Origin of the sequence: Microbulbifer sp. HZ11, from assembly GCF_000708675.1 — a bacterium.
Classification (GTDB): domain Bacteria; phylum Pseudomonadota; class Gammaproteobacteria; order Pseudomonadales; family Cellvibrionaceae; genus Microbulbifer.
In genome coordinates, this window is the sequence record NZ_JELR01000001.1 from 957,451 (window position 1) to 969,599 (window position 12,149).

Consider the following 12,149-nt stretch of genomic DNA (forward strand, 5'->3'; position numbering starts at 1 on the left):
AAAGGTTGTCAGAAGGTATAAGTGATCGCGGCAAACCCTTTGATGACATAGTCATCGCCCACAATCGGGCTATCCGAGATATCGTTCCCCAGATACTCGGCATTGATGTCCAGCACCAGACGCCAGTGCTCGGTAATTTCCAGCATCCCACCAATGCCCGCCTCCACCGTTACGGTGCTGCCGACGTCGTACGCTGGGCGCCCAGGCAGCGCGCCCCAGGTCGGCACGCCAAAATCGTAGTTGGCGAGATCACTGCTCAGCCAGTTAACACCGAGCGACGGCGCCCAGTTGATGTTGCCATTCTGAAACCCTCTCGATACCCGCAGCTCGGCGGTGCCGCCACCAAATCGATCGAGTACGTCGTGCTGATAGCGAAAATCCACATCGATACGGTTAGGACCGTCGTACACCAGCCCGACACCCGCCATCAGAGTGCTGTCCCGGTCACCCAGCCCTGTCAATACGGGGCTGTCGTCCTCTTCATAGGCACCAACCCGGTAGGTGGCATTCACTGCAAACCGGAAAGTATCGCTGCCCCACAAACCATAGCGCAGGCTTGGCCCTACCCATTGCAGGCGCTCGCCAAAATAGGTGATGGCCGGGATTACCTGAATGACGGTGGCATCCGAACCGACATAGGGGCTGCTGCGTCCGATGACGCCGAGCCCAACACCCCACTGGCCAAATTCGCCCAGCACTTCATACAATTCGATGTCGACCGGTTTGGTTTCGCCTTCTGCCAGTGAAAAGCTCGCACGCTGAAAGCTGGGAGGCCCCTTCGGCCGGTAGCCGTTTGAAAGGCCGATCGGCTCCTTTGGAATTCCGATAAACGTGCGATCCAGGGCGCCATTGTTGTTGGAATCCGCGTAGACAAGCAGGGCTACTGCGCCGGGGCGCACACCTTCAATACGGTATATACCTTCGCGATTGACCGACAATGGAATTTCCCGGGATGGACTGCGGAAATCCCCAAAGGCGTCCGGGTTGTCATACACCTGAAACATCAGGCTTCCCTCTGCAGGTGCATTGATCACCCGCACCTCAAGTGCCGCCGCCAGAAGCAGACCTGGACTCAACAGGGCGCAAAAAAATACGGTAATCGCGGGCAGTATTCGACCAGGTGCTGACATGAGAGTTATTTCCGCGGGAATTTGTCTGGAGGTTTTTCCGTATGTTACGCAGTTTCAGTTTAGTGGATCACCCCCATTGCGATTAATGCACCACAAATAAAAATGGGCGCCCCCAGGGCACCCATTCGGTGGCGAATGCATCCGTGCACTAGCGACCCAGATTCATCACCTTGTGCCAGGCGTTGGCGAAGTCATCGACAAACTTCTGCTTCGCATCGTCGGCGGAATAAAACTCGGCCACCGCACGCAACTCGGAGTTGGAGCCAAAGATCAGGTCCACTGGCGTTGCAGACCATTTCACCTTTCCGGTTTTGCGATCTTTACCCTCGTACAGATTGTCACCGGATTTACTCCACACCGTGGACATATCCACGAGATTGACAAAGAAATCATTGCTGAGCGTGCCGGGCTTGTCCGTAAACACGCCGTTTGCCGATTTATCACTGTTGGTGTTCATGGTACGCATTCCACCGATCAGCACGGCCATCTCCGGAACGCTCAGGTCGAGCATGCTTGCCTTGTCTACCATCGCTTCCGCCGGTGACAGGGTATTACCCTTGCCATAGTAGTTGCGGAACGCATCGGCTCTGGGCTCCAACCAGCTAAAGGACTCCACGTCCGTCTGCTCCGCCGTGGCGTCATTGCGACCGGGCTTGAACGGAACTTGAACGCTGTACCCGGCTTTCTTAGCAGCTTCCTCCACACCGGTATTACCCGCGAGCACCACGGTATCGGCAAAAGAGATCTGCTTGCCGCCCCCGAGGGAGTTGTTGAAATCCTTCTGGATACTTTCCAGTTTGGCCAGCACCTTGGTGAGCTCTGCCGGTGTATTTACTGGCCAGTCTTTCTGTGGCGCCAGCCGGATACGACCACCATTTGCTCCTCCCCGCGCATCGGAGTCCCGGTAAGAGGCGGCAGACGCCCAGGCGGTACGTACCAGTTCCGGCACCGTCAGCCCCGAGGCCAGGATCTTTTTCTTTAGATTGGCAGCATCGCTCTCGCTGATCAGGGTGTAATCCACTGCCGGAATGGGGTCCTGCCAGATCAGGTCTTCCTTTGGAACTTCCGGCCCGAGATAGCGGGATTTGGGCCCCAGATCCCGGTGCAGCAGTTTGAACCAGGCCTTGGCAAAGGCCTTCTGCAATTCATCCGGGTTTTCCAGGAAACGCTGGGAGATTTTCTTGTACTCGGGATCCATCTTCAGAGACAGGTCGGTAGTAAACATGATGGGCGCGTGGCGTTTGGACTTATCGTGGGCATCGGGCACCAGGTTGGCGGCCTGACCGTCTTTCGGAATCCACTGGGTGGCGCCGGCCGGGCTCTTGGTTTTCACCCAGTCAAACTTGAACAGGTTTTCCAGATACTGGTTACTCCACTGAATGGGATTTACCGACCAGGCGCCTTCAAGGCCGCTGGTGAAGGTGTCTGCGCCCTTGCCGGAACCGCATTTGTTCTGCCAGCCAAAACCCTGTTCTTCGATACCCGCTGCAGCGGGTTCCTTACCCACACAGTCATGCTTGACCGCACCGTGGGCCTTGCCGAAGGTGTGGCCACCGGCAATCAATGCCACGGTTTCCTCATCGTTCATGGCCATACGACCGAAGGTCTCACGGATATCCTTGGCCGCAGCAATTGGGTCGGGGTTGCCATTCGGGCCTTCCGGGTTGACATAGATCAGGCCCATCTGCACCGCGGCAAGCGGTTTCTCCAGTTGCCGATCGCCCTTGTACCGCTTGTCATCCAACCACTTGGTTTCCGGCCCCCAATAGACGAGGTCCGCTTCCCAGTCGTCTTCACGGCCGCCGGCAAAGCCATAGGTTTCAAAGCCCATGGACTCCATCGCCACATTGCCGGTCAATGCCATCAGGTCCGCCCAGCTGATCTTGTTGCCGTACTTCTGTTTGATCGGTAGCAGCAGGCGACGGGCCTTATCCAGGCTGACATTGTCCGGCCAGCTGTTCAGGGGCTCGAAGCGCTGTTGTCCACCACCGGCACCCCCACGTCCATCTACAACACGATACGTGCCGGATGCGTGCCAGGACATACGAATCATCAACGGGCCGTAATGGCCGTAGTCAGCGGGCCACCAGTCCTGCGAGGTAGTCAGCACTTTCTCGATGTCTTTTTTCAGCGCGTTGTAGTCGAGACTGTTAAATGCTTCCGCATAGTTGAAGCTCTCGCCCAGCGGGTTGGACGCGGGGCTGTTGCTACGCAGTACAGAGAGATCCAGCTCTTCCGGCCACCAGAAGCTGTTGGGTTTCGGTTCTCCGGCGGGCGGCGCGACAGGCATTGGTTTTTCCTGCGCCTGAATGGCTGGGCTCGCGGAAAGCGCCGCCACCATCAACGCGACGGCGGTGCAAAAGGGGATCGTTGATTTGATCATGTCAGGGCCTCCTGCGAGTTGCTCGCTGGTTTGTTCTGAATAGTGCTGGTTTTGAATATAGGCACTGACGTAAGGCGCGAAAGCACAAGAGAAAATATCTGGCGCCAACCAGTGAGATAAAACTGGAAATCTTTCGAAGTGACGCTCCACCCATAAAGAGAGCAAATCAGCCTCATTGTTTTTCCTTATTCAATACCGGCCGATGCAGTGAATAGCGCCGGACACGATAACTACACTAGCCAGATACGTTTAACGATTTTTCCTCCATGCGGTTAACCCGATTCCTGCCAATTCCATTGCTGCTTGCCCTGTCTTCGGTGTATTCACAACCGTCAGAAGACCGGGGCGCAAAGGCATCCGGCGCCGCGCCGATTGCGGTTGAGGCGGTGGTCGCACGCGCGCAGCCACTGATTGAGGAAGTTCCTGTCACTGGCACCATCAACCCGTTGCGCCAGGCCCTGCTGTCGGCGGAAGTCGCGGGCATGATTCAGGACATCCACGCGGATATCGGCGACCGGGTAAAAACAGGAGCGCTACTACTCACGCTCGACCCGGAGCTCAGCAGTATCCAGCGTGATGCCGCCCTGGCAGAAGTGGCACGGGTGCGGGAGACACTGGCGGACAGCCGCCGGCGTCTGGCGGAGCTGCAGCGCCTGGTGGGCGACAATCATGTGGCAGAAACCGAAGTGGAAAGCCTCGGCTCGGAGGTGCGCGAGCGCAGCGCGCAATTGCAGGCGGCTCAGGTTGAAACCGAACGTCTGAGCGCCCTGCTCCGCAGGCACCGGGTTGCAGCACCCTTTTCGGGAACGGTCAGCCTGCGCGAGGTGGATGTGGGCGAATGGGTGGAACCGGGCACCGCGCTGTTCGAACTGGTGGATACCGATACCTTGCGTGCAGACTTCCAGGTGCCCCAGCGCTACTTTTCCCGCGTCCAGCCCGACACGGGTTTGCGCGTCACCCTCGACAGTGGCGAGACCTTAACCGCGAGAGTGGAGCACCGTATTCCGGTGAGCCGGAGTGGCGGCCGCACCTTCCTGCTGCGCACCATTATTGACGACAAACGCCGGGGCGATACGGGAGAAGCTCACGCGGTGATCCCCGGTATGTCCGCTTCCGCGGTACTGCAATTGACCAGCGATCGCCAGGGAATTGCGGTACCGCGAGATGCAGTGCTGCGTTACCCCGACGGACGCATTACCGTGTGGGTCGCTGCCCCCGGTAGCCGTTGGGGCGGTACCGTTTCGGTAAATGAACAGCCGGTAACCACCGGTCTCAGCTTTAACGGCATGATCGAAATCAAATCCGGCCTCACGGCGGGGCAACAGGTCGTCGTGCGCGGTAACGAGAGCCTGCAGCCGGACCAGAAGGTGGTGCTCAAACAGGCACTGAAAACCGACACTGGGGCGAGCAGCCGCTGATGTTCGAGCAGATCATCAAAAACGGCATTCTGGTCACGGTGACGGTACTGATCATCGCGATACTCGGGTTGGTGGCCGCCTTCCGTATTCCCGTGCAGATGATTCCGGACCTTGAGGTACGCACCATCTCCATCCGCACCAGCTGGCCCGGCGCCACGCCGCAGGATATCGAAAAGGAAATCCTGATCGAGCAGGAGGAATACCTGCGCAACATCCCTTATCTCCAGGAACTGCAGTCCACCGCCGACCTGGGTTCCGCCGAGATTGAGCTCGAATTTCCTTTTGGTGTGGATATTCTGGAAACCCAGATACGCGTCAACAACGCCCTCACCCAGGTACCCTCCTACCCGGAAAATGTGGACGAGCCGCGGGTGTACGCCACCTCCTTTTCGTCGAATGCGTTTATGTACTTTCGCGTCTCCCCCCTGCCCGGCAACCCGCGCGGACTGGACATGGATATGTTGCGGGATTACGTGGAGGACAATGTGCGCCCGCGTATGTCGGGGGTTCCCGGCGTGGCACAGGTGGACGTGGGCGGTGGCGCCGAGCGACAGATCCAGATCCGCCTGAAGCCGGAGCGGCTGGCAGAGCGCAATCTGACCCTCTCCGAAGTGCGCGCGGTAATCAATGCGCGCAACAGCGATATCTCCGGGGGAGAAGTGGAAAGCGGCAAGCGCCGCTATCTGTTGCGCACTCTGGGAAGATTTAAAGATCTGGAGGAGCTGCGCGCACTGATCCTGCGACGGGATGGCGACAGTATCGTGTACCTGGGGGATGTCGCCGAGATCAGACTGGACCACTTCAAGATCCGCAGCAGCTCCTTCGTCAACGGTCAGTCGGTGATCTTCCTGTCGGTGCGCCGCGAGAGCGGTTCCAATGTGATCAATATCAAACGCGCCATGCTCAGGGAAGTCGCGCAGATTAACCGGGAATTACTCGAACCGCAGGGCATGCACCTGTCCCTCACTGCCGATGACGTGGGATACGTGGAATCTTCCGTATTCAATGTGTGGAAAAACCTCGCCATCGGCGCGCTACTCGCCACCGCCATCATGTACGCTTTCCTGCGCTCTTTCCGCGCCACGGCGCTGGGCGTGGTCGGGATTCCCATCTGTACCATTGCCGCGTTTATCGGCCTGTTGATCGCCGGGCGCACCATCAATGTCATCTCTCTGGCGGGTGTGGCCTTTTCCATCGGCATGACTCTGGACAACAGTATCGTGGTACTGGAAAGCATCGAGCTCGAGCGTCGCCGCGGACTGGACCGGCTACAGGCGGCAATCAGCGGGGTCCGCAAGGTGTGGCCGGCGGTGCTGGCGTCGACGCTTACTACGGTCATGGTATTTCTGCCGGTGGTGTTTATCGCGGAGGAAGCCGGGCAACTGTATTCCGACATTGCCATCGCCATTTCCGCTTCCATTCTCGTATCCATGCTGGTGGCCATTACCGTCATCCCCACCGCCAGTGCGCGGCTGAAATTCGATGGCACCACGGCAAACAACCTGGAAAACAGCCGGCTTAGGCGCAGCGTAATTGAACGGATTCACTGGCTGCTCGCCGCGCCCTCCAGGCGCCTCTACTGCATCGGCGGTACTGTCGCTGCGAGCCTCGCCATCATCCTGCTGCTCACCCCGCCAGCGGAATACCTCCCCGAGGGCGAGGAGGCAAAAACCTTTGCCAGTATGAATGCACCGCCGGGCTACAACCTCGCCACCATGCAAGAAATTGCGCTGGAGCTGCAGGAATTCTTTTTGCCCTATCTGGAACCGGCACCGGAGGCATTTGATCGCGGGGACACCAAAGTGCCACCGATGAAGTTCTTTATCATCAGCGTGTCCCCGCAAAGCCTGCGCATTATTGCGGAGACCAAGGACCCGAGACATATTGATGAACTGATGGCTGTGATTGTCGAGCAGTACGAGCAATATCCCGGTATGCGCGCCTTCGCGACCCGGGGCTCCATCATCAGCAGCAACGACGGCGGTACCCGCAGTGTGAACCTGGATATTTCCGGTTCCAATCTCGCGGACCTGTATCAGGTTGCTCGCACGGCCTACAGCCGCGCACAACAGATCTTTGACAATCCCAATATTCAGACCCGCCCCGCCAGCCTGTCACTGGCGCAGCCACTGCTGGAAGTGAAACCCAGGTGGGCCCGTGCCGCAGAAGTGGGCATGAGCGCGGAAGACATCGGCTTTGCCGTGGCCGCACTGACCGACGGCGCCTTCGTCAACGAGTTTTTCATGAACGACGACAAGGTGGATATCTACCTGTACAACCAGCAGGGACCGGAAGCTACCGTAGAAACACTGGAACAGATCTTCGTGTACACCCCTGGTGGCACAGTATTGCCACTATCAGAACTCGCTGAGATCCAGGAGACCGTCGACACCGCCACCGTACGCAGAATCGACGGCCGCCGCACCGTCAGCCTGAATATCATTCCGCCGCGCTCGGTCGCGCTGGAAACCGGTGTGGAAGCGGTGCGCTCGGAGCTGGTGCAATATCTGCGCGACAATGGCCAGGTTCCGCTGGGAGTTTCCCTGAATATTTCTGGCGCTGCAGACCAGCTGGACGCCACCCGCGCCTCCCTCGGCAGCAACTATGCGGTGGCGCTCGCCATTATCTACCTGTTGATGGTGGCGATCTTTTCCCACTGGGGATACCCGCTGCTGATCATGACCACAATCCCGCTGGGTATTGCCGGTGGTATTGCCGGGCTCGCCTTACTTAATCTCGTCGGCGCGATACTGCGCGGCATGGGTTTTGAAGGGGTACACCAACCGTTCGACATGATCTCCATGCTCGGCTTTCTGATCCTGATGGGCACGGTGGTCAATAACCCTATCCTGATCGTGCACCGGGCCATCGCCAACGTGAAGGAAGATGGCATGAACGCCGTTGAAGCGGTGCAGGAGGCGGTGGACTCCCGGCTGCGCCCCATCGCCATATCCACACTCACCACCATTTTTGGTCTGGCGCCACTGGTGTTCCTGCCCGGCGCCGGTACCGAGCTCTATCGTGGAGTGGGCGTGATTGTGATGGCGGGCATTATTGGCGCGACCCTGGTAACCCTGACCATGCTCCCGTCGCTGACCGCCTTTGTGCTGGAGTGGCACCAGCGCCATGCAGAGGCACCGGGCAAGGTGTAGCCTTGAACCATGTCAGAGCGTATTCAGAACCTCAGCCAGCTGGTCCAGCAGTTGGAAGCCATGGCCGAGTCCAGTGACCACATCACCCTGGACAAGGTGCTCGACGCCATGGGGGATCGCTCCTTTGCGCCGGTAATTCTGCTCGCCGGACTGATTCTCTTTTCCCCACTGTCGGGAATTCCCGGTATGCCCACGCTAATGGGCATCCTGCTGTTACTGATCAGTACGCAGATGCTGATGCTGCGCCATCACCTGTGGCTGCCACAGTGGCTGCTCACCCGGACCATTCCAAAATCCCCGCTGATGCACGGGCTGAGCTGGATCGAAAAGCCCGCAGCACACCTCGACCGCTGGCTGCGCCCGCGTCTGGGGATCATGGTGTACCGCGCCGGCAGCCTCGCTACCGCCGGTATCTGCAGTGTCATCGCCCTGCTGCTGCCACTGATGGAAATCATTCCCTTCTCCGCCTCCCTGGCGGGACTTGCACTGATCGCGTTTGGACTGGCACTGGTGGCCCGCGACGGCGCTCTGGAGCTGCTGGCATTTGCACTGACCGGCACCGCGCTGGCATTGATCCCCTATTACTTCTTTTAAGACAAAACCTATCAAATGGAAAAATGATATAGGCCAGGACAATCAAAACCATAGAAATCAATAATTTTTATAAGAAACCAACAGCTAATAGTATTTCCCCCGTACCCAATAACCTGTTTTCAAAAACGGCCCACAACGACGGGCAAAAATTCTCTCAGGAGATTAGGAAATACCATGGCTAACTACATCAACAGCGAAATCAAACCGTTCAACGCCAAGGCATACCAGTCTGGTGACTTCTTCGATGTGTCTGACGCGGACCTGAAAGGCAAGTGGTCTGTGGTCTTCTTCTACCCGGCGGACTTCACCTTCGTATGCCCCACCGAGCTGGGCGACCTGGCGGACAACTACGCCGAATTCCAGAAACTGGGCGTTGAGATCTACTCCGTCTCCACCGACACCCACTTCACCCACAAGGCGTGGCACGACACTTCCGACACCATCGGCAAGATCCAATTCCCGATGATCGGCGACCCCACCGGCAAAATCACCCGCAACTTCGGTGTGATGATCGAGGAAGAAGGCATCGCAGACCGCGGCACTTTCGTGATCGACCCGGAAGGCAAGATCCAGATCGTTGAGATCAATGCCGGCGGTATCGGCCGCGATGCCCAGGACCTGCTGCGCAAGATCAAAGCCGCCCAGTACGTTGCCGCCCACCCGGGTGAAGTTTGCCCGGCCAAGTGGAAAGAAGGTGAAGAAACCCTCGCGCCTTCTCTGGATCTCGTAGGCAAGATCTAACGAATAGCTGCGGGCTCCGGCCCGCAAAAAATCTGAGCTCGGAATAGAGTTCAGTGGCGCCGCCGCTACCGGGTGCTCTCTTGTGAGACACGCCGTGAACCCATCCCTGGGGGCTCTTCCGCGAGGTCCCTCTCGCGGAAGGTCTCACAAGAGAGCACCCGGCATCGGCGCCTTCACAGCAACTTCTGATAAATACCCGAATTTCAGGACACACCGATGTTGGACGCAAACGTAAAGAAACAATTGGACACCTATCTGCAGAATATCGTCACTCCGATCGAGATCAGTGTGTCCGCCGACAGCAGCCCCAAGGCTGTTGAACTGAACAACCTCGCCAGCGAAATCACCGACCTCTCCAGCAAGATCGAATTGAAGCAGGAGAGCCGCAAGCGCACCCCGAGCATGGCCATCGCGGCCGCCGGAGAAACACCACGCGTCAGTTTCGCAGGCATCCCCATGGGACACGAATTCACCTCCCTGGTTCTCGCCCTGCTGCAGGCCGGCGGCCATCCATCCAAGGCGGATCCGGAGTTGCAGGAACAGATCCGCAATATCCAGGGTGAATTCCACTTTGAAACCTATATCTCGCTGTCCTGCCAAAACTGCCCGGACGTGGTCCAGGCACTGAACCTGATGGCGAAACTGAACCCGAACATCACCCACGAGATGATCGACGGTGCCCTGTTCCAGGAAGAAGTGGACGAGCGCCAGATCATGGCGGTACCCGCGGTCTACCTGAACGGTGAACACTTCGGCCAGGGCCGCATGGGTCTCGAAGAAATCGTGGCCAAAATTGATACCGGTGCCGAAGCGCGCAAGGCGGAAGAGCTGAACGAGCGCGCGCCCTACGACGTGCTGGTACTGGGCGGTGGCCCGGCCGGTGCCGCGGCAGCGATTTACGCGGCCCGCAAAGGCATCCGCACCGGCCTCGTGGCCGAGCGTTTCGGCGGCCAGGTGATGGATACCGTGGGTATCGAAAACTTTATCTCGGTACCCTATACCGAGGGCCCGAAACTGGCAGCGAGCCTTGAACAACACGTAAAAGAGTACGGTGTGGACATCATCACCGGGCAACGCGCTGCCGAGCTGAAGCGTGACAAGCTGATCGAGCTGCAAATGGAGAGCGGTGCCACGCTGGCGAGCAAATCCGTGGTGCTTGCCACCGGTGCCCGCTGGCGCGAACTGGGCGTGCCCGGGGAAGCCGAATACCGCACCAAGGGCGTTGCCTACTGCCCCCACTGTGACGGTCCCTTCTTCAAGGGCAAGCACGTGGCAGTCATTGGCGGCGGCAACTCCGGCATTGAGGCGGCCATCGATCTCGCGGGCATCGTCAAGCACGTCACCGTGCTGGAATTCGCCGATACCCTGCGAGCGGACGAGGTACTGGTGCGCAAGGCGCGCTCCATGCCCAACGTGGACATCATCACCAATGCCCAGACCACCGAAGTGCTCGGCGATGGCAGCAAGGTCAATGGCCTGCAGTACACCGATCGCGTCAGCGGCGAGAGCAGGAAGCTGGAACTGGCGGGCGTATTCGTGCAGATCGGCCTGGTACCTAACACCGAGTTCCTGAAGGACAGCGGGCTGGAAATGAACCGCGTCGGTGAGATCGTAATCGACAGCCGCGGTGCCACTTCCATTCCTGGCGTATTTGCCGCGGGCGATGCCACCACGGTGCCCTACAAGCAGATTGTGATCTCCATGGGCGCGGGCGCCACCGCCGCGCTGGGAGCCTTTGACCACCTGATCCGGACATCCGTGACCGATGACAGTGCGGGGGAACAGGCGGAATCTCTGTCACTGGCAAGCTGATCGCCGCGGTAGTTTTGACTTTCCCGTTTCAACCCGGGGTACTGGCCTCCCAGCGGTACCCCGCCTCTCCCCGATGGGCACCCCTCCCATCCAAACTGGGAACCATCCTCAACCTTTAGCCGGCATCAGCCGGCTTTTTTTCTTCCCATTTTTTACTACCATTCGCAGACTTTCACTGGCCAGTAGCCACAGTGACTGATAATGTTTCTCACCTGAAACCGATTGGTCGATTTCGGTCGACGCAAGCTGTATGGAATAAACCTCGGCTTCAATACCGAGTCTGAAACAGGAGAATCACCATGACTTTGAAGTCCATTGCCCTGGCATCCCTACTTGCCCTGCCTGTATCCGCTTTCGCTGACTGGCAGCTGGCCGGTGACGACTCCAGCGTAAACTTTGTTTCCGTCAAGAAGTCCACCATTGCTGAGACCCACTTTTTCAAGAGCCTGAATGGCAGTATTTCCGATAGCGGCGATGCCAAGGTGACCATCGACCTGGCCAGTGTGGAAACCAATATCCCGATCCGCAATGAGCGGATGCAGAAGATGCTGTTCGAGACGGCGAAATTCGCCGAGGCGACAGTTTCCACCAGTGTGGATGCCGCGAAACTGAAGGCCCTGAAGCCCGGTCAGACCATGTCGGTGGACGCGGATGTTGCGGTCGCGATTCACGGCGAGTCCAAAACCCACAAGGCCAAGCTTCATGTTACCGGCCTGGAAGGCGGCAGCCTGCTGGTCACCACCAAGGCGCCCATTCTGCTCAATGCCGGTGATTACAAGCTGCTCGAAGGTATCGAGAAGCTGCGCGAAGTGGCTGGCCTGGATAGCATCAGCCCGATGGTGCCGGTGACTACCAGTCTGGTCTTCGAGCAGAAATAACGGATCGTCGCCTCGAACCAGTTTCGAGGCGACGCCACTGC

Annotated in this window: 8 protein-coding genes; 6 read left to right on the forward strand and 2 right to left on the reverse strand. The window is 58.5% G+C overall.

Annotation, left to right across the window (positions count from 1 at the left end; genetic code table 11):
- Positions 1-8: 8 nt before the first annotated feature.
- Together AU11_RS04225 and katG are read right to left on the reverse strand one after the other, a co-directional pair.
- The gene (locus AU11_RS04225; protein WP_043316682.1) at positions 9-1,130 is read right to left on the reverse strand and encodes a MipA/OmpV family protein; all 1,122 of its coding nucleotides are present in this window, start codon (positions 1,128-1,130) and stop codon (positions 9-11) included.
- A gap of 148 nt (positions 1,131-1,278) precedes the next feature.
- Positions 1,279-3,513, reverse strand: coding sequence for a catalase/peroxidase HPI (gene katG / locus AU11_RS04230; RefSeq protein WP_043316684.1), 2,235 nt, complete (start codon positions 3,511-3,513; stop codon positions 1,279-1,281).
- 266 nt (positions 3,514-3,779) lie between these two features.
- On the opposite strand from katG, the gene AU11_RS04235 reads away from it, so the two are divergent.
- The 6 genes from AU11_RS04235 (at position 3,780) to AU11_RS04260 (ending at position 12,108) form a co-directional block, all read left to right on the forward strand.
- Complete coding sequence (locus AU11_RS04235; RefSeq protein ID WP_081847924.1) at positions 3,780-4,931, forward strand: efflux RND transporter periplasmic adaptor subunit; 1,152 nt, start codon at positions 3,780-3,782, stop codon at positions 4,929-4,931.
- Positions 4,931-8,083 carry an efflux RND transporter permease subunit gene (locus tag AU11_RS04240; protein WP_043316686.1) on the forward strand — a complete coding sequence of 1,051 codons (3,153 nt, stop codon included), beginning with the start codon at positions 4,931-4,933 and terminating at the stop codon, positions 8,081-8,083. The genes AU11_RS04235 and AU11_RS04240 overlap by 1 nt, the downstream gene beginning before the upstream one ends.
- A gap of 9 nt (positions 8,084-8,092) precedes the next feature.
- Positions 8,093-8,677, forward strand: coding sequence for an exopolysaccharide biosynthesis protein (locus AU11_RS04245; RefSeq protein ID WP_043316688.1), 585 nt, complete (start codon positions 8,093-8,095; stop codon positions 8,675-8,677).
- 174 nt (positions 8,678-8,851) lie between these two features.
- Positions 8,852-9,418: an alkyl hydroperoxide reductase subunit C gene (gene ahpC / locus AU11_RS04250; RefSeq protein ID WP_043316691.1), complete on the forward strand. Its 567-nt coding sequence runs from the start codon at positions 8,852-8,854 to the stop codon at positions 9,416-9,418.
- 216 nt (positions 9,419-9,634) lie between these two features.
- Positions 9,635-11,230: an alkyl hydroperoxide reductase subunit F gene (ahpF, locus tag AU11_RS04255; RefSeq protein WP_043316695.1), complete on the forward strand. Its 1,596-nt coding sequence runs from the start codon at positions 9,635-9,637 to the stop codon at positions 11,228-11,230.
- A 299-nt stretch (positions 11,231-11,529) separates the two neighbouring features.
- The gene (locus tag AU11_RS04260; RefSeq protein ID WP_043316699.1) at positions 11,530-12,108 is read left to right on the forward strand and encodes a YceI family protein; all 579 of its coding nucleotides are present in this window, start codon (positions 11,530-11,532) and stop codon (positions 12,106-12,108) included.
- Positions 12,109-12,149 lie beyond the last annotated feature (41 nt).